Origin of the sequence: Enterobacter cloacae complex sp. 2022EL-00981, from assembly GCF_028737495.1 — a bacterium.
Classification (GTDB): domain Bacteria; phylum Pseudomonadota; class Gammaproteobacteria; order Enterobacterales; family Enterobacteriaceae; genus Enterobacter; species Enterobacter cloacae.
On record NZ_JAQZRK010000008.1, the window covers coordinates 34,515 to 53,627 of the forward strand.

At 56.4% G+C, this 19,113-nt stretch carries 10 protein-coding genes; 9 read left to right on the forward strand and 1 reads right to left on the reverse strand.

All coding sequences use genetic code 11. The features are described 5' to 3' along the window. The first annotated feature begins 132 nt into the window (after positions 1-132). From osmE to chbG, 7 genes are all read left to right on the forward strand, one after another. Complete coding sequence (gene osmE, locus PUZ33_RS09490; RefSeq protein WP_003857836.1) at positions 133-477, forward strand: osmotically-inducible lipoprotein OsmE; 345 nt, start codon at positions 133-135, stop codon at positions 475-477. Between the two features lie 281 nt (positions 478-758). Beyond that, positions 759-1,076 (forward strand): PTS N,N'-diacetylchitobiose transporter subunit IIB, encoded by a 318-nt coding sequence (gene chbB / locus PUZ33_RS09495; RefSeq protein WP_058681444.1) that lies wholly within the window; start codon positions 759-761, stop codon positions 1,074-1,076. Between the two features lie 80 nt (positions 1,077-1,156). Next, positions 1,157-2,515 carry a PTS N,N'-diacetylchitobiose transporter subunit IIC gene (gene chbC, locus PUZ33_RS09500; protein ID WP_014831533.1) on the forward strand — a complete coding sequence of 453 codons (1,359 nt, stop codon included), beginning with the start codon at positions 1,157-1,159 and terminating at the stop codon, positions 2,513-2,515. 48 nt (positions 2,516-2,563) lie between these two features. Then, positions 2,564-2,911: a PTS N,N'-diacetylchitobiose transporter subunit IIA gene (gene chbA, locus PUZ33_RS09505; protein ID WP_013097021.1), complete on the forward strand. Its 348-nt coding sequence runs from the start codon at positions 2,564-2,566 to the stop codon at positions 2,909-2,911. Between the two features lie 29 nt (positions 2,912-2,940). After that, positions 2,941-3,759 (forward strand): transcriptional regulator ChbR, encoded by an 819-nt coding sequence (gene chbR / locus PUZ33_RS09510; protein ID WP_058681445.1) that lies wholly within the window; start codon positions 2,941-2,943, stop codon positions 3,757-3,759. 110 nt (positions 3,760-3,869) lie between these two features. Continuing rightward, positions 3,870-5,225 carry a 6-phospho-beta-glucosidase gene (locus tag PUZ33_RS09515; RefSeq protein WP_058681446.1) on the forward strand — a complete coding sequence of 452 codons (1,356 nt, stop codon included), beginning with the start codon at positions 3,870-3,872 and terminating at the stop codon, positions 5,223-5,225. An 11-nt stretch (positions 5,226-5,236) separates the two neighbouring features. Further along, positions 5,237-5,986 (forward strand): chitin disaccharide deacetylase, encoded by a 750-nt coding sequence (gene chbG / locus PUZ33_RS09520; RefSeq protein ID WP_038979913.1) that lies wholly within the window; start codon positions 5,237-5,239, stop codon positions 5,984-5,986. Between the two features lie 89 nt (positions 5,987-6,075). Here the strand turns inward: chbG and katE are convergent, their stop codons facing one another. Beyond that, entirely contained in the window at positions 6,076-8,325 is a 2,250-nt protein-coding gene (gene katE, locus PUZ33_RS09525) for a catalase HPII (RefSeq protein WP_045295825.1), read from the reverse strand. A gap of 188 nt (positions 8,326-8,513) precedes the next feature. On the opposite strand from katE, the gene cedA reads away from it, so the two are divergent. Together cedA and PUZ33_RS09535 are read left to right on the forward strand one after the other, a co-directional pair. Then, positions 8,514-8,768: a cell division activator CedA gene (gene cedA, locus PUZ33_RS09530; protein WP_072203699.1), complete on the forward strand. Its 255-nt coding sequence runs from the start codon at positions 8,514-8,516 to the stop codon at positions 8,766-8,768. A 277-nt stretch (positions 8,769-9,045) separates the two neighbouring features. Beyond that, positions 9,046-19,050 (forward strand): autotransporter outer membrane beta-barrel domain-containing protein, encoded by a 10,005-nt coding sequence (locus tag PUZ33_RS09535; protein ID WP_080398907.1) that lies wholly within the window; start codon positions 9,046-9,048, stop codon positions 19,048-19,050. The last annotated feature ends 63 nt before the right edge of the window (positions 19,051-19,113 follow it).

A 19,113-nucleotide genomic window follows, 5' to 3' on the forward strand; every position in this document is an offset into this window, starting at 1 on the left:
TGCGGCGTTTTAGCAGCTTATCGTTGTTTTATTGGAATTTTCCGAAATTCGTCTGGCGTAACTCGCAAAGTTGAACAATAGTACTTTTTATCCCATGCTTAGATAACACGCTGATAAACAAGAGGACGGAATATGAACAAGAACGTAGCAGGAATTCTTAGCGCAGCGGCGGTACTGACTATGCTGGCAGGGTGTACGGCTTACGATCGCACCAAAGATCAGTTTACACAGCCGGTAGTGAAAGATGTCAAAAAAGGCATGACCCGTTCGCAGGTGGCTGCGATTGCCGGTAAGCCTTCGTCAGAAGTGACCATGATCCACGCGCGTGGTACCTGCCAGACCTATATCCTGGGTCAACGTGATGGTAAGGCAGAAACCTACTTTGTTGCTCTGGATGACACCGGTCACGTCATCAATTCCGGTTACCAGACCTGTGCTGAATACGATACCGATCCGCAGGCACCTAAGGCGCAGTAACCCTGCTTGCCTGAGGATGTTAACAAGCCGGCCTTTGGGCCGGTTTTTTTATGCATACGTAAATCTTATTTCTTTGCGCGAATTATTTGCCTGAAATGTGAAGGTAGTCAACAAGCCAGGTCAATGAGAGACAATTTAGGCCTGTGCAGAATTATCCCCCCTCTGTACCATTACGTATACTCACTCCAACGATAAACAACAGTCAGCACATTACCTGTCAGCCAGGAGAGCGAGTCGAGTGATAGCGAGACGGCAGGTAGTCATAAAAGAGGGAAATCATGATGGAAAAGAAACATATCTACCTGTTCTGCTCTGCAGGCATGTCAACGTCACTGCTGGTGTCGAAGATGCGTGCACAGGCCGAAAAGTATGAAGTGCCGGTGGTGATCGAAGCGTTCCCGGAAACGCTGGCGGGTGAAAAAGGCCAGACCGCAGATGTTATTTTACTGGGGCCGCAGATCGCTTACATGTTGCCAGAAATTCAACGTCTGTTACCGAATAAACCGGTCGAGGTAATCGATTCAGGGCTGTACGGTAAGATTGATGGTTTAGGTGTACTGAAAGCTGCTGTGGCAGCAATTAAAAAATCTGCTAATTAATTTTTATTTTTTCCCGTCAAAGAGTTATTTCACACACAATATGCCGCGACATACGTTGCGGCATTTAAGGGTATTTTCCTATGAGTAAAGTCATCGCTTCACTTGAAAAGGTACTCCTTCCTTTTGCTGTTAAAATAGGAAAGCAGCCTCATGTTAACGCCATCAAAAACGGCTTTATTAAATTAATGCCGTTGACGCTGGCCGGGGCAATGTTCGTTTTAATTAACAACGTTTTTCTGAGCTTTGGTGAAGGTTCCTTTTTTTATTCATTAGGAATTCGGTTAGACGCTTCAACCATTGAAACCCTTAACGGTTTTAAAGCCATCGGCGGCAACGTATATAACGGTACGTTGGGTATTATGTCGCTGATGGCGCCTTTCTTTATTGGGATGGCATTAGCCGAAGAACGTAAGGTGGATCCGCTGGCCGCGGGGTTATTGTCCGTTGCCGCCTTTATGACCGTCACCCCATACAGCGTGGGTGAAGCTTATGCTGTGGGTGCCAACTGGCTGGGTGGGGCAAACATTATTTCCGGTATCGTTATCGGTCTGGTGGTTGCCGAGATGTTCACCTTTATTATCCGTCGCAACTGGGTAATTCGCCTGCCGGATAGCGTACCGGCCTCCGTTTCCCGTTCATTTTCCGCGTTGATTCCAGGCTTCATTATTCTCTCCATCATGGGGATTATTGCCTGGGCGCTCTCTCACTGGGGCACAAACTTCCACCAGATCATCATGGACTCTATCTCAACGCCGCTGGCGTCGATGGGGGGCGTGGTCGGTTGGGCGTACGTGATTTTCACCTCCCTGCTGTGGTTCTTCGGCGTACATGGTTCACTGGCACTGGCCGCGCTGGACAGCGGTATCATGACCCCATGGGCACTGGAAAACGTTGCACTTTATCAGCAGTACGGCTCCGTTGATGCGGCGCTGGCAGCCGGTAAAACCTTCCATGTGTGGGCGAAGCCGATGCTGGACTCTTATATCTTCCTGGGGGGTACCGGGGCGACGCTGGGTCTGATCATCGCGGTCTTTATTGTCTCTCGTCGCGCTGACCATCGTCAGGTTGCGAAGCTGGCGCTGCCGTCAGGTATCTTCCAGATTAACGAGCCGATTCTGTTTGGTCTGCCTATCATCATGAACCCGGTGATGTTCATTCCATTCGTCCTGATTCAGCCGCTGCTGGCGGGGATCACCCTGACGGCCTATTACCTGGGCATTATCCCGCCTGTTACCAACATTGCGCCGTGGACCATGCCGGCGGGGCTGGGGGCGTTCTTCAACACCAACGGTAGCGTCGCGGCCTTCCTGCTGGCGATATTCAACCTCGGGATTGCAACACTGCTCTATATGCCATTCGTGGCGATAGCCAACAAAGCCGCGACCGTGATTGATGAAGAAGAGAGCGAAGAGGATATCGCCCTCGCACTGAAATTCTAAATATTGCCCGGCGCGGGGTAACCCGCGCCAGCGAAAAGGAGCTTAAAGATGTTAGATTTGGATAGTATCGTAGCCGAAGACGCCGTAGAGAACGATCTGGAAGAAGTGGTGATGGGGCTTATCATCAACTCCGGGCAAGCACGTAGCCTGGCGTATGCCGCCCTGAAGCAGGCCAAGCAGGGCGATTTTGCCGCCGCTAAGACCATGATGGATCAATCCCGTATCGCGCTGAATGAAGCGCACCTGGTGCAGACTAAGCTTATCGAAGGCGACCAGGGGGAAGGGAAGATGAAAGTCAGCCTGGTGCTGGTGCATGCACAGGATCACCTGATGACCTCGATGCTGGCACGCGAGCTGGTGGCAGAGTTAATTGAGCTTCACGAGAAGCTGCAGTAAGTCAGACTGAGTAGCAGGAGGTCAGCACGATGGAAATTAAAACCGCACTTGAACAGCAGCTGTTTAATGGCAAGAATTTTCACGTGGTTATTTACAACAAGACGGAGAGCGTCAGTGGTCTGCACCAGCATGACTACTACGAGTTCACGATTGTTCTGACCGGCCGCTACTATCAGGAGATTAACGGCAAGCGTGTCCTGCTGGAGCGCGGTGACTTTGTTTTCCTGCCGATGGGATCTTATCACCAGAGCTTTTACGAATTTGGTGCCACCCGTATTCTGAATGTTGGCGTCAGCAGACGTTTCTTTGAGAAACACTATCTGCCGCTGGTGCCGTTCTGCTTTGTGGCGTCCCAGGTCTATCGCGTAAAAAACGAATTTATGACCTGGATCGAAACGGTGATCGCCTCGCTCAACTTCCGCGACAATGAGTTCGATGAATTTATTGAAACCGTGACGTTCTATGTGATGAACCGTCTTCGCCACCACCGTGAAGAGCAGCAGGTGACCGATGATGTCCCGCAATGGCTTCGCAGTACCGTCGAGTTGATGCACGACAAAGGGCAGTTCAGCGAGAATGCTCTGGAAAATATGGTGTCACTGTCCGGAAAATCCCAGGAATACCTGACCCGGGCGACACAGCGTTATTATCGTAAAACGCCCGTGCAAATTATTAATGAAATCCGCATTAATTTTGCCAAAAAACAGCTGGAAATTACCAACTACTCTGTCACCGATATTGCTTATGAGTCCGGTTACAGTAGCCCCAGCCTGTTTATTAAAACCTTTAAGAAATTTACCTCATTCACACCAAACAGTTACCGGAAGAATTTGACGGTAATTAATTAGTGCCTGGCGAGTGTATTCGCCACGAATATTGACTTGATTGCTTGCCCAAATAGCGGGAAGAGTCCGCTATACCTTGCAGGCGATTAACCTGATACGCTAAGGGAGATGTTATGCAAAAGAAATTAAAAGTCGTGACCATTGGCGGCGGCAGCAGCTATACCCCGGAATTACTGGAAGGTTTCCTGAAACGTTATCATGAATTACCGGTCAGCGAATTATGGCTGGTGGATGTTGAGGAAGGTCAGGAAAAGCTGAATATTATTTTCGACCTGTGCAAACGAATGGTTGAAAAAGCCGGTGTGCCCTTAACCGTGCATAAAACCCTCGATCGTCGCCTGGCGTTGCAGGACGCTGACTTCGTTACCACTCAGCTGCGCGTGGGCCAGCTCAAAGCGCGTGAACTGGACGAACGCATTCCGCTGAGCCACGGCTATCTGGGACAGGAAACCAACGGCGCGGGCGGCCTCTTTAAAGGTCTGCGCACCATCCCGGTCATTTTCGACATCATCAAAGATGTGCAGGAGATCTGCCCGAACGCATGGGTGATTAACTTTACCAACCCGGCCGGGATGGTCACCGAGGCGGTCTATCGCCATACCAGCTTCAAGCGTTTTATCGGCGTCTGCAATATTCCGATTGGCATGAAGATGTTCATCCGCGACGTGCTGGAGCTGACCGACAACGACGATCTCTCTATCGATCTGTTCGGTCTCAACCACATGGTGTTCATCAAAGATGTGATAGTCAACGGCCAGTCTCGCTTTGCTGAACTACTGGACGGCGTGGCCTCCGGTCGCCTGACCGCTGCATCGGTGAAAAATATCTTCGACCTGCCGTTCAGCGAAGGGCTCATCCGTTCCCTGAACCTGCTGCCATGCTCCTATCTGCTCTACTACTTCAAGCAGAAAGAGATGCTGGCTATCGAAATGGGTGAGTACTATAAAGGCGGCGCACGTGCACAGATAGTGCAGAAAGTTGAGAAGCAGCTGTTTGATTTGTATAAAGATCCGAATCTGAACGTGAAGCCGAAAGAGCTTGAACAGCGCGGTGGGGCGTACTATTCCGACGCGGCGTGCGAAGTGATTAACGCCATTTACAATGACAAGCAGGCTGAGCACTACGTCAATGTGCCGCACCACGGCCATATCGACAATATCCCGGCCGACTGGGCCGTAGAGATGACCTGTATCCTGGGCCGTGAGGGGGCAAAACCGCATCCGCGTATTACCCACTTTGATGACAACGTGATGGGACTTATTCACACCATCAAAGGGTTTGAAGTGGCGGCCAGCAACGCCGCGCTGAGCGGTGAGTTGAATGACGTGCTGCTGGCGTTGAACCTCAGCCCGCTGGTCCATTCCGACCGCGATGCGGAAGTGCTGGCCAGTGAGATGATACTGGCGCATGAAAAATGGCTGCCAAATTTTGCTGCCACGATTGAGAAGCTCAAATTCCAACACCGTTAAGAGGATGTGCGATGGAAAACCTGCTGATCGTCAATGCTGATGATTTTGGCCTGTCAAAAGGGCAGAACTACGGCATTGTTGAAGCCTGCCGACGGGGTGTGGTGACCTCGACCACCGCGCTGGTGAATGGAGAGGCGATAGAGCACGCGGCGCAGTTGAGCCGTGAAGCGCCTGAGCTGGGCGTGGGCATGCACTTTGTGTTGACGCTGGGGAGGCCGCTTTCAGCGATGCCGGGGCTGACGCGTGACGGGCAACTCGGGAAATGGATTTGGGAACTGGCGGAGCAGGACGCGCTGCCGCTCGAAGAGATTGCCCGCGAGCTGGACTGTCAGTACAACCGTTTTGTTGACCTCTTTGGTCGCGAACCAACCCATATCGACAGCCATCATCATGTGCATATGATCCCGGCGATTTTTCCGCTCGTTGCGGATTTTGCTCAGCGTAAAGGCGTGGCGATGCGTGTGGATCGTGACGTGCGCGGGTTGCCGGACTTTGCCGTGACAACAACGGAGGGGTTCAGCAGCGCGTTTTACGGTGAGGAGATCGACGAAGCGCTGTTCCTGAAGGTGCTGGATGATTCCGCAGCCCGGGGGGAACGGTCGCTGGAGGTGATGGCGCATCCCGCGTTTGTCGATAACACCGTCCGTAAGAGCGCCTACTGCTGGCCGCGCCTGGCGGAGCTGGAGGTGCTGACGTCACCGTCGCTGAAATACGCGATTGCCGAGCGCGGGTATCGGTTGGGGACTTTCGGGGATCTTTAAGACAAAGCCCGGTGGCGGCTTCGCCTTACCGGGCCTACAAAACCAGTCGAAATGTAGGCCGGGTAAGCGCAAGCGCCACCCGGCTTTTTTTACGCCGGTATCTGGTCAATCTTGCTGCTACGCGACCAGACGCGGTGCGCGGCTAGCAGGTCAAACAACCTGGTCATAAACGCGTCGTCGACGTTATCGCCTTCCACAATCCCGTCTTCACCCTGATCGGCCACGTTCAGGCGCGCTTTAAACTGTCGCGCATCACCGGAAAGGGCGATCGGTTTCAGATGCTTATAGGCTTCAAGCAGATAATAGACCGCGTCACCGTTGCTCAGCAGGCTGGCAATATCGCCGCATGGCACAATCACCGCGTCCACCGTCAGGGATGGCGCACCGGCAAAGGTGGCGGCAACCGGCAGCACTGACCCGTCATCGGCAGTTACTTCACCCATTCGGGAGTAGAGCAGTTTGGCGTGTACGCCTTTGGTTTTCAGCGCCTGCATGATCCCCAGCACGTCGCTGGCGCGGGTTTTGTCGTTAAGCAGGATCGCCACCACCCGGCCTTTAATCGAGCCTCCCGGCACCGCGTACAGGCTGAGCGACGGATCTTTTTTCACCCCATTGACCTCTTTCGGCGGGGCAAGATTGCGTTGCTCATCCGTCAGCGTAATGCCGAGGTTATCGGCCACGCTCTGGGCGAGTTGAATATCAATGTGCGCCAGCTGATCGACAACGCGCTCGCGGATGTAGGTCCGCACAACCTTGCTCAGTTCGAAGCTGAAGCCGCCGATAATATGCTGCTGCTCAATCGGTGTCTGGCTGTTCCAGAACAGGCGAGGGTGGGCGTAATACTCTCCAAATGACGGGCTGCGCTCGCGGATTTTGTTGCCGTCCACACGTTCCTGATACGACTCAAATCCACCCCGTTTCGGGCCAGGAGGCGTTTCACGCGGCCAGTTATCGTTGATGGAGTTGGGCTCATAGTTGGCCGGGTTGGTATCGATATCCTGACGATGCATCCCGTCTCGCTGGAAATTGTGGTACGGACAGGTGGGGCGGTTAATCGGAATTTCATGGAAGTTCGGCCCGCCGAGTCGGCTGATCTGCGTATCGGTGTAGGAGAACAGTCGCCCCTGCAGCAGCGGATCGTTGGTGAAATCCAGGCCCGGGACGATATGACCGGGGTGGAAAGCCGCCTGTTCGTTCTCGGCAAAGAAGTTATCCGGGTTGCGGTTAAGCACCATTTTGCCCACCAGCTGAACCGGTACCAGCTCCTCGGGGATCAGTTTGGTCGGATCCAGCAGGTCAAAATCGAATTTGAATTCGTCCTCTTCCGGGATCAGCTGTAACCCCAACTCATATTCCGGGAAGTCGCCCGCTTCAATGGATTCCCACAGCTCGCGGCGATGGAAGTCCGGATCGCGCCCGGTCAGCTTTTGGGCTTCATCCCACACCAGCGAGGCTTTCCCGGCGACCGGTTTCCAGTGGAAACGGACAAACGTCGCTTTGCCCTCGGCGTTGATCATCCGGAAGGTATGAATGCCAAACCCTTCCATGGTGCGATAGCTGCGCGGGATCCCGCGGTCAGACATCGCCCACATCACGTTGTGTAACGTCTCGGGTTGCAGGGAGACATAGTCCCAGAAGGTGTCATGCGCACTTTGTCCCTGCGGTATCGCCCAGTGGGGCTCCGGTTTTACCGCATGGACAAAGTCAGGAAATTTATGCGCATCCTGAATGAAAAAGACCGGGGTGTTATTGCCGACCAGGTCGAAAATACCCTCTTCGGTATAAAACTTGGTGGCAAAGCCGCGAATATCTCGCACGGTATCAGCCGAACCTGCGCCACCCTGCACGGTGGAAAAGCGCACAAATACGGGGGTGATCTTATCCGGGTCTGAAAGGAAGTCTGCTTTGGTGATTTCCTTCAGGCTCTTGTAAGGCTGGAAATAGCCGTGAGCGGCGGAACCGCGGGCGTGCACGATACGCTCCGGGATACGCTCATGGTCAAAGTGGGTGATTTTTTCCCGCAGGATGAAGTCTTCCAGCAGAGTCGGTCCGCGGGATCCCGCGCGCAGGGAATTCTGATCGTCAGCGATGCGCACCCCCTGATTGGTGGTCAACGCATAGCCTTCTCCGCCTTTGCGGTGTGGCTCGAGTGATTTTAGCTTCTCATTGCCGGTGTCCGGCGATTTCATACTACCGGGCGCGGTCGGCTGCTCGCCAGGGGCTGAGGGACCCGGTGAAGGGCGATGAGATCCATCTTCAGGTGCAAGGGAGTCCATACCCGGCTGTGATTCTTCAGTGCCATGAATGGGTGATTGATGTGTGTTATCTTTGTTCGACATTGCACGCTTCTCCTTTATTCATTCCTAAAAAACCCTGTTAACTATAGAACAATGTACGGAAAGGGCAGGCGAACTCAGCTTTTTCAGACACCGCCTTAGTAAAAGAGGCGGTCCACCACACGCAAGGCGCGACGCGTGGGGGCAGGATCGGCTATCATAGAAATTTCCTGCTTTCAGAATGTGCTTTAATGAACCAGTCGCTTATGAAACCTCTTCGTCAACAAAATCGCCAGGTTATTAGCTACGTGCCCCGTGTCGAACCCGCTCCCCCTGAACATGCGCTGAAGGTGGATGGCTATCGCGATGTCTGGCAGTTACGTGGCAAATATGTGGCCTTTGTGCTGATTGGCGAGCATTTCCGTCGTTCTCCGGTGTTTACTGTGCCGGAAGCGGCCCAGCGGTGGGCCATGCAGGTCCGTCAGGATGAAGAAATTCAGGAATAGTTTTTTTATACAGAACCTCCCGTTTGTAAAACGGGATATATTGCTCCGATGAATATATGGCTATTATTCATCGGAAAATAAATGTGCATTCCTGTCTGGAATGTATATTTTGAAAAAATAACACTTCAGGATTATCTGTTTTTTATGATCCGGGTCACTAATATTTTTTGACACATCTTAACGCTATGATTTGATGCTGAAAAAATAATGTAATATTTTAATTCATTAATTCTATCCTTTAAGTGTTGCGTCTGTTAAACACCTATGGGTCAGAAAAATGAATAAATCCTGTGCGTTGCAAAGTGATGGTTTTCACTTTTCTCGTCTGGCTATCGCCATTCGAAATGCAATCCCTGTTTTAGTCCTGGCTTCAATGCCGGTTTACGCCGATACCATTATTGATAGTCAAACCTCGCCCTATATATTGTCTGGCCCAGGTCCGTTTGTAATGCCTGCCCCTAACGATATTACTGTTAGCTCGGGTAGCGCAATCAGCGGCGATAATTCACAAAACTGGCTGGTAACCATTGATGATGGGGCGACGGTCAACGGTGGCTCATATGGCCTGAATCTGGGGTCCGCATCGCAAGGTACGGTGCTGAATCTCAGTGGTGATGTCACCACAACCGGCGGTGGTTCCGGCGGGAATGCCGCCGGGGTTAAGTTGAATAATGGCGGTACGCTGAATATTTTGTCTACCGGTTCTATCGACAGCAACAGCGACGGGATATTTTTGACATCGGGCGGTACGGTTAATAACAGTGGTGTAGTGAGCGGTGCCGATGGCGGAACGTCAGTCTATTTCAGTAATGGTACTGGTAGCTATGTGGGGGACAGTACTTCGTCCATTGGCGGCGGGTACGGTATTATTGTCGACTCGGGCACCTCAACAATTAGCAACGCCGGTAAAATTGACTTACTGCATAATGGCGTTTGGTTCCGGGGTAGTTCCTCTGGCTCTGTCGATAACCAGGCGGGTGGCATAATTAATTCAACCAGCACCAGTAATTATGGGATTGATATAAGCGCATCAGGAACGGTGACTATTTCCAACGAAGGTTCTATTACTGGTAATACCGGGATCCTGTTAGGGACCAGCGGGCATACTCTGACAAACAGTGGCATTATTATCGGTTCCGGGGGAACCGCTATTTCGCTGACGGGGAATAATAATGCCGTCACCCTCGACACAGGGAGTAATATCACCGGCAATATCACGGCAACCGGAACCGGTAATACCCTGACGTTGAACGGACAGGGAACGCTTAGCAGTAACGTCACGGGTGTACAAAGCATTACTGTCGCGGCAGATGTCGGCCAAAGCTGGATCCTTAGCGGCTCCTCGACTACGACGGGAATCACGAACCAGGCGCTGTATGTGCAAAGCGGCACTCTGATCCTTAATGGCGCACTGGACAACGGTGGTACCGGCGGGGGAACCACCATCAACGGCGATGCGGTCCTCCAGCTTGGTAATAATTCCGCCAGCGGTAGCGTAACGGGGAATATTGTTGATAACGGCACGCTACGCTTCTCCCGTACCGATGACATTAGCTTTACCTGGCTCATCAGCGGCAGCGGGCGCGTCAACCAGGCCGGAAGCGGCCAGACCACGCTGACCAGCGCCAATACCTACACCGGCGGCACCGTTGTAGATGCGGGAACCCTGAACGCATCTGATGTCGACGCTCTCGGAACCGGAAATGTCACCATCAATAATGCAGGAACGCTGGACCTTTCTTTCACCGGTGATGTTTTCACCAACACCATCACCAATAACGGTGTGCTGGATGTGATTGCCGCGGATAACTCACTCGACGGAAACATCTCCGGGACGGGGGAGAACCGCGTCAGCGCACTTAATACGACCTTCAATGGCGATAACAGCGGCTTCTCCGGTCTCTGGAATATCCTCAGCAGTGGCTCGATGTTTGCCAAAACGACGCAAAATCTGGGTGAGGGTGCGGTTCAACTGGCCGGGATATTGAACGTGGTCCCGGTGACAGGTGGTTTTCTTTTTAGCAATGCCCTTACCGGAGCCGGGATACTCAAAGTCGAATTGACGAGCGGCAACGCCTTTAATTTTGCCAGCAGCGTGGGAAACCTTTTTACAGGCACGCTGGAAATGGGCTCCGGCACCTTCAGCCTTGATGGCGATAACACCCTGGCGCTAACCAACGCCACGCTGCAGCTTGATTTGGGCGGGACCACCACCGTGGGGGCAGCCCAGCAAAATGTAGGTAACCTGACGCTAAACGGCGGCATTTTACGCTTCCCGGACCTGCCAGCGGGCACAATCAATACCGGACAGCTGAACATGCTTTCCGGCACCATCAGGGTTGATCCTGACGCCATTGTCGATACCAGCAATTTGTTGAAGGCAGACGATGGCGCGGGCGTGCAGCTGGTTACCTCAACCAGCAACACCGGTGCGGCGTCAGCGCTGTCGCTTCAGGATTTAACCGGAAATACCTTAACCACCTCTCAGGCGAACGTCACGCAGGGGGGCAATACCGTGGCGGTGGCGACCTATAGTGATTTCGGCCTGACCGAGAGCGGTGGGCTGGCCGTCGGGTACACCTTAAGCCAGCTGGATATCCAGGCAGGGCAAACCTTAACCCTCTCTGGCGACGCGGCCACCCCTTCCGGCGCGGCAGATATGAAAGCGTTGCTGAGCGGCAGCGGTAATCTGGCGGTCAATGCGACCGACGCCATTACCCTGACAAACGCGGGCAATACCTATACCGGCACCACGACCGTGACCGGTGGCACCCTGCGCGCGGGTGCGTTAAACGTGATTGACGACAGCAGCCAGGTCACCTTAAACAGCGGAACTGCGTTCGATCTGAACGGTTTCGATCAGAGCGTTAATAACCTCAGCGGTGCCGGAAACGTGACCCTGGGGGCAAATACCCTGACGGAGAATACCGCAGGCACCGTGACCTATGGCGGCGTAATCAGCGGCACCGGGGCAGTGACGGCCGCCGGAACAGGAACCTGGATCCTGACGGGGGATAATAACTGGACCGGTGGCACAACCATTGATTCTGGCGTATTACAGCTGGGGAGCGGCGGTACCACGGGGGGGATTACCGGCGATATCACCAACAACGGTGCGCTGGTGGTCAACCGTTCCAGTGCCCTGACGCTGGGCGGAGCCATTGACGGGACGGGGACGCTAACCCAAAGCGGAACGGGAGAGACCACGCTGAGCGGGGCAAACAGCTACAGCGGCGGAACAACGGTCAGCGCAGGCACCCTGAATGCCGCCAGTGCGACAGCGCTGGGCACAGGCGACGCGACGGTCAGCAGCGGTGCGACGCTGGATCTCTCCTTCACCGGTGGAACACTGACGAACAACATCGCCAACGAAGGTCTGCTGGCGGTCACCGGCGCGAATGCGACGCTTAGCGGCAGCATCACCGGGGCGGGTGAGAACCGCATCAGCGCCCTGAACACCACGCTGAGCGGCGATAACACCCTCTTTACCGGCAACTGGAATATCACTAACGGCGCTTCGGCAAACGTGACCGGCGGGCAAAACCTGGGGGATGCCGCCGTTAATCTGGACGGCACGCTGAATATTGCCCCGGCTAGCGGGGGAGATACCTTTACCAACACCCTGACCGGCGGGGGCCTGATGACCGCCACCGTGACAGGCGGCAACGCCTTTGCCTTTGATGGCACCGTCGGCAGCGCCTTTACCGGTACGCTGCAGCTCGGGCAAGGCACGTTTGCTCTCTCGGGCGTAAACACCACCACTCTGACCAACGCCACTCTTCAGCTTGATGGCGGCAACACCACAACGGTGGGGAGCGGCACGCAAACACCCGGCAACCTGACGCTGAACGGCGGAACCCTGCGCTTTGCGAATCTCGCCTCCGGGGTGATCGCTACTGGCCAACTGGGGCTGTCGTCCGGGACGGTGCAAATCGATCCCACTCAGGTCGCCAGCAGCGGGGGCTCGCTGTTAACCGAGGATGATGGTTCCGGGCTGCAGTTGATTACCGCCACCAGCACCAGCGGTGCCGCATCGAACCTGACCCTGACAGATCTCTCCGGGGCCGCGCTGAGCAATTCGCTGGTTAATATTGACCAGAACGGCGCGACGGTCGCCATCGGCACCTACGGCTACAGCCTGAACAATACCAATGGGCTGGGCGTCGGTTACACCCTTAACCAGCTCGATCTGCAGTCCGGCCAGACGCTTACGCTTTCTGGTGACACCGCCACCCCAGCCGGCGCGTCGGACATGAAGGCGTTAATCAGCGGCAGTGGCAATCTGGCGATCGACGCGACCAACGCGCTCACCCTCACCAATGCCGGTAACACCTATACCGGTACCACCACGGTAACGGGCGGTACGCTGCGCGCAGGCGCGCTTAATGTGATTGATGACAGCAGTCAGGTCACGCTGAACAACGGCACCACTTTCGATCTGAACGGCTTCAATCAGAGCGTGAATAATCTGACCGGCACGGGCAACGTCACGCTGGGTGCCAGCACCCTGACGGAGAACACCACCGGCAGCGTCACCTACGGGGGCGCGATCGGCGGCACCGGCTCGGTCACCACCGCAGGCACCGGGACGTGGATCCTCACCGGGAATAACGCCTGGACCGGCGGTACGACGCTGGGCGGTGGGGTATTACAGCTGGGCGCGGGCGGCACCAGCGGGTCGATTGTCGGCAACGTGGTGAACAATGCAGGACTGGTTATTAACCGTTCAGATGATGTCACCCTGGCGGGGGCAATAAGCGGTTCAGGGACACTGACCCAGAACAGTTCTGCGACCGGGACGACGACGTTAACCGGAACGAATAGCTACACCGGGGCGACCACCGTGCAGCAGGGCACCCTGCAGTTGGGCAACGGCGGGACCACCGGCTCGCTTGCCGGCACCAGCGCGATTACGCTCGACAGCGGGGCGGCGCTGACCTTTAACCGCAGCAACGCCATGACGGTCGCCAACGCGATTACCGGCGATGGTCGGGTCACGCAGGTCGGCAGCGGAACGACCGTGATGAGCGGCACCAGTGCCTATACCGGCGGGACCACGGTGGCGGCAGGAACGTTAAACGCCGCGAACAGCAGCGCTCTGGGTAGCGGGGCGGCAACCGTTGACAGCGGTGCCAGCCTGCTGCTCTCTTTCAGTAACGGTACGTTTGCCAATGCTGTTGCCAATGGCGGATTACTGAACGTTACAGGCGCGGGGAATACGCTCAACAGCACCTTCACCGGGACGGGCGAGAACCGCATCAGTGCGCTCAATACCACGCTTGGCGGGGATAACACCCTCTTTACCGGCAACTGGAACATTATCAGCGGCGGTGAGGCGAACGTGGCGGGCGGACAAAACCTCGGGGACGCCGCCGTTAATCTGGACGGTACCCTGAACATTGCCCCGGCCAGCGGGAATTATACCTTCACCAATATCCTGACCGGCTCAGGGCTGATGACCGCCGCGCTTGCCAGCGGCAGTAGCTTTGCCTTTGATAATACCGTCGGCAGCGCCTATACCGGCACGCTCCGCCTGGGGCAGAGCCTTTTCAACCTGGCGGGTGACAATACCGCGGCGCTGACCAACGCGACCTTGCAGCTGGATAACAACAGCGAAACCACGGTAGGCGCGGGAACGCAAACCATCGGCAACCTGACGATGAACGGCGGGGCACTGGTCTTTAACGGCGAGGTTCCGCCCGGACAGCCGGATGGCGCGGTGGCGGTGGGCGACCTGACGCTAAACAGCGGTGAAATTCGCACCGAAGCGCCGACCGCCGGTATTCCTAACCCGGCGCCAACGGGGCAGAACCTGATGGAAGAGGACGATCGGGCGATCCTGTCCCGGCTGGTCTCCGCTTCCGGCACGGTGACCGGTACGGCGAATAACCTGACCCTGACTGACCATGATGGCAACGCCATCAGCGATCCGCAGCAGTTTGCGATAACGGAAGGCGGAACGGCGGTAGCCAATGCCACCTACAACTATGCCCTCAGTACCGGCACCAGTAACGACGGCCTGTATATCCAGTACGGTTTAACCACGCTCGATCTGCTGAGTGCGCAGACGTTACACCTGACGTCGGATGCCGGAGCAACTGGGGCCGCGGCAACGCTGTCGGCGCAGGTGACCGGCATCGGTAATCTTGACGTTGATGCCAGTGCGGCTGGCGGCCAGACCGTTACCCTCAATAACAGCAGCAACAACTACACCGGGACCACCAGCGTATCCGGCGGAACGCTGCGTCTGGGCAGCAATCAGGCGCTCGGTAACACCAGCCTGCTTACCATCAACACCGGCGCAAACGCCAATATTAACGGCATGACCCAGACCATTGGCGCGCTGGCGGGCGATGGCGGTCTGGCGATTAACGGCGGTAACCTGACCATCAGCAACGGAGGAACGTTTGGCGGAGTGACCAGCGGCGCGCTCGGTAATCTGACGCTTACCGGCGGCACGCTGACCCTGACGGGGGCAAATACCTTTACCGGCCTCACCACGATTAACAGCGGCGCTGTCATGCAGGTTGGCGCGGGCGGGACAACCGGAAGCGTTGCCGGGCCGATCGCGGATAATGGCACCCTGAGCTTTAATCGCAGCGATAACGTGGCCCTGACGGGGGCGGTGTCCGGTAGCGGTGAACTGCACCAGGACGGCGCCGGTACGTTGTTTATCAACAGCAGCGTCGGAGTGACCGGGCCGGTGGTCATCAATAGCGGAACCGTGAGCATCGGCGATGGCACCACGGACGGCAGCGTGGCCGGAAATATCGTCAACAACAGCGCCCTGCAGTTCAACCGCAGCGACTGGCGCTACGGCGGCGTGATTAGCGGGGCGGGGACGGTGGAACAGGTCAGCGGCAGTCAGACGACACTGACCGCAGCCAATACCTACAGCGGCGCCACTACCGTAAGCGCAGGAACGTTAAACGCGGCGAACGTTGCCGCCCTGGGAAGCAGCGCCGCGACGGTTAACAGCGGCGCAACGCTGGCGCTCTCGTTCGCGAACGGCACCTTTGGCAACGCGGTGGACAATAACGGCGTGCTGAACATCAGCGGTGCCGGAAACACCCTCACCACCGACATCACCGGTACGGGAACCAACCGCATCAGCGCCCTGCAAACCACAATAGCAGGGGATAACAGCGGCTTTAACGGCAGCTGGGATATTACCGGCAGCGGTGGGGCGACCGTTACCGCTCAGGAAAACCTCGGCGGCTCACCGGTGCAGTTGAACGGCATTCTCAACGTCAGCCCGGCCAGCGGCGGCTTTACGTTTATCAACGCGCTGACCGGCAGCGGCCTGCTGGCCGCGACAATGGGAAGTATCAGCGATGCCTTTAACTTTGCGGCCACGGCGGGGAACGCGTTTAACGGCATTGTGGCACTGCGTCGCGGTACGATGGCGCTGGAAGGTGATAACACCAGCGCGTTAGCCAACGCCACGCTGTCGCTGGGGATCGGTGCAATCGCCACGCTCAACAGCGACCAGACTATCGGAAACCTGACGTTCAACGGCGGGCTGCTGGACGTGGCGATGAGCACGCCTTCCTCGGCAAATATCCTGACGGTGAATAACCTGAACGTCGATTCTGCCGTTACGCCGCCAGACGTGGGCGTCGTTAATCTGCAGACTACCTCCCTGCCACCGGGGACTAAACCAGACGGCAACTTCCTCGATCAGGATAACGAGGTGGATAACGGTATTCAGTTGATGAAAGCGACAACCGTCAGTTCGGAAGGAACGCATCTGACCCTGCTGCTGGATGGCGCAGCCCCGGCTGACGAGACGGATGAGGTCTCTGACGGCTTTGGTCATGACGACGTGCTGGCCACCTACGGCTATACCGCCGTCATGACCGCGGGTGCGAATGCCCCTGGCGGTCCGGGGTTGTACGCGGGGTATATGCTTAAGGTGCTGAACAGCCAGTCAACGGCGGTGATCGATACCACCGGAGCCACCGACAGTACGCTGGGTGCACAGTTGACCGGCGTTGGGGATTTCGAATTCCGCGCCAACGACGGCACCCTCACGCTGGCGAATACCGCGAATGATTATCAGGGGAATACGCAGGTAACCAGCGGCACCTTGCTGCTCGGTGGGAATAACACCCTCGGCCAGACCCGCGCCCTGAACATAGCTGACGGTGCGACGACCAACCTCAACGGATTCAGCCAGAGTATTGGCGCGCTCAACGGCGCGGCGGGGAGTACGCTCGCGCTGAACGGCGGCGCGCTGACCGTAACCAATGGCGGGCAGAGCGACGGGGCATTAACCGGGAGCGGTAACCTCAACCTGACCGGTGGCGAGTTGATCGTTACAAACGCTAACGATGCGCTGACTGCGACCGTGGATATCGACAGCGGGGCAACGGCGCGCCTCAAAAACGCGGCCGGGCTGGGCAGCGGCGCGGTCACGCTGGACGGCACGCTGGTGCTGGATACCGTAAAAGGATCCCTGGCTAATGCCGTCCAGGGGGCAGGGGCCATGAACCTGGTCAACAGCAGCGACGTGATCCTCACCGGCAATAACGCGGACTTTAGCGGCGACATCAACATTAGTACTGCGAATCGCCTGACGGCGCAGCAGCCTGCCAGCCTCGGTACGTCCACTCTCATCAATAACGGCGAACTGGTGCTGAACGCCAGCGACAACTGGGCGTTTGCCAACACGATGAGCGGCAGCGGCCTGTTGACCAAAGCGGGCGCCGGGAGGGTTACGCTCGCCAGTGACTATGCCCATACGGGGGGCACGCACGTTGAATCAGGTACGCTGGCGCTGGATAACCGCGCGGCGGCTCTCTCCGGCGGTGGGGCCGTCACGGTGGATGAGGGGGCCACGCTCGGCGGCTACGGTAAGATCGTCGGGAATGTCACCAGCAGAGGGACGGTTTCCGCCGGTGATGCCATTACCTCGCTGACCGGTGGTGCAGGGAATCTGACCATCCAGGGGGATCTCGATAACTACAATACCGTTAACCTGGCGGGGAATAGCGTGGGCAACACGCTCACCGTCACCGGGAACTATACCGCCCACAGTACGCTGGTGCTCAATACGGTGCTGGGCGGGGATAATTCGAAAACCGATAAGCTGGTGGTACAAGGCGATACCAGCGGTCATACCGACGTTTATGTCAATAACAAAGGCGGAACCGGCGCGCAGACCGTCAATGGTATTCGCGTCATTGAGGTGGATGGGGCGTCAAACGGGGACTTTACCCTTGCGAACCGCGTGGTCGCCGGTGCTTATGATTATCAGCTGTTAAAAGGCACGCCAACCAGCAATGACGGCGACTGGTATCTGCGGGTTCCCGTTGAGCAACCGGTCGTGCCGATTCGCCCGGAAGCGGGGGCCTATCTGGGTAACCAGAGCGCGGCGATGGACATGTTCACCCACAGCCTGCACGACCGTCTGGGGGAAAGCCTGTTTGTCACCGGCAACGGTCAGCAGCTGAACGCACCGTCCGCCTGGATCCGCACCTTCGGCAGCCGTACCGACAGCCGAAGCGCGGGACAGATTGGGCAGGATACCTGGAGTAATGGCCTGCAGCTTGGTTTCGATCTTGCCAGTAACCTGCAGGTCCAGAACCGCTGGCAGATGGGTGTCATGGCGGGCTACGGCTCCGCGCGGACCCGTAACCAGAGCGACGGCCAGAGCACCGTCGCCCGCAGCAAAGTGGATGGCTACAGCGTCGGCCTGTATGGGACCTGGTTTGCGGATGGGCGCCCGGAAGGGACGGGACCGTACATTGATACCTGGACGCAGTATGGCTGGTACAACAACAAGGTGCACGGGGACGATCTGCCGGAACAGAAATACGACAGCACGACCCAGGCCGTTTCGGTGGAGGGGGGCTGGGCCTTCAACGTCTATAACACCTCGCTGATGAGCTTCTTCGTGCAGCCTCAGGAGCAGGTTATCTACACGCATTACGATGCGGACGATGTGAAAGAGGACAACGGTACAAAAGTGAAGATGAACGACGGTGGTTTCAGCAACCGTCTGGGCGTAAGGATCTACGGCTATTCCGCAGACAAGAAGGGACGTCAGTGGCAGCCGTTTATCGAGGCGAACTGGCTCTATAACGGCTATACCGACGCCGTGAAAATGGACAGCACGCGTCTGGAATCCGATACGCCGAAGCATCGCTATGAGGTAAAAGCTGGGGTAGAAGCGAAACTGAGTAATCAGTGGAGCCTGTGGGGCAACATCGGTACCCAGCAGGGCGCCAGCGAGTACCGTAACGTGGAGGGCGGTCTCGGGGTGAAATACACCTGGTAAAAATAGCGGACATAAAAAAGCCCATCACGTCGCGGATGGGCTTTTTTTATTCTCACAGGAACG

What these genes read in the sequence shown, in the direction of transcription:
- osmE (WP_003857836.1), top strand. Translation starts at nt 133, where the DNA reads ATGAACAAGAACGTAGCAGGAATTCTTAGCGCAGCGGCGGTACTGACT.
- chbB (WP_058681444.1), top strand. Translation starts at nt 759, where the DNA reads ATGGAAAAGAAACATATCTACCTGTTCTGCTCTGCAGGCATGTCAACG.
- chbC (WP_014831533.1), top strand. Translation starts at nt 1,157, where the DNA reads ATGAGTAAAGTCATCGCTTCACTTGAAAAGGTACTCCTTCCTTTTGCT.
- chbA (WP_013097021.1), top strand. Translation starts at nt 2,564, where the DNA reads ATGTTAGATTTGGATAGTATCGTAGCCGAAGACGCCGTAGAGAACGAT.
- chbR (WP_058681445.1), top strand. Translation starts at nt 2,941, where the DNA reads ATGGAAATTAAAACCGCACTTGAACAGCAGCTGTTTAATGGCAAGAAT.
- PUZ33_RS09515 (WP_058681446.1), top strand. Translation starts at nt 3,870, where the DNA reads ATGCAAAAGAAATTAAAAGTCGTGACCATTGGCGGCGGCAGCAGCTAT.
- chbG (WP_038979913.1), top strand. Translation starts at nt 5,237, where the DNA reads ATGGAAAACCTGCTGATCGTCAATGCTGATGATTTTGGCCTGTCAAAA.
- katE (WP_045295825.1), bottom strand. Translation starts at nt 8,325, where the DNA reads ATGTCGAACAAAGATAACACACATCAATCACCCATTCATGGCACTGAA.
- cedA (WP_072203699.1), top strand. Translation starts at nt 8,514, where the DNA reads ATGAACCAGTCGCTTATGAAACCTCTTCGTCAACAAAATCGCCAGGTT.
- PUZ33_RS09535 (WP_080398907.1), top strand. Translation starts at nt 9,046, where the DNA reads ATGAATAAATCCTGTGCGTTGCAAAGTGATGGTTTTCACTTTTCTCGT.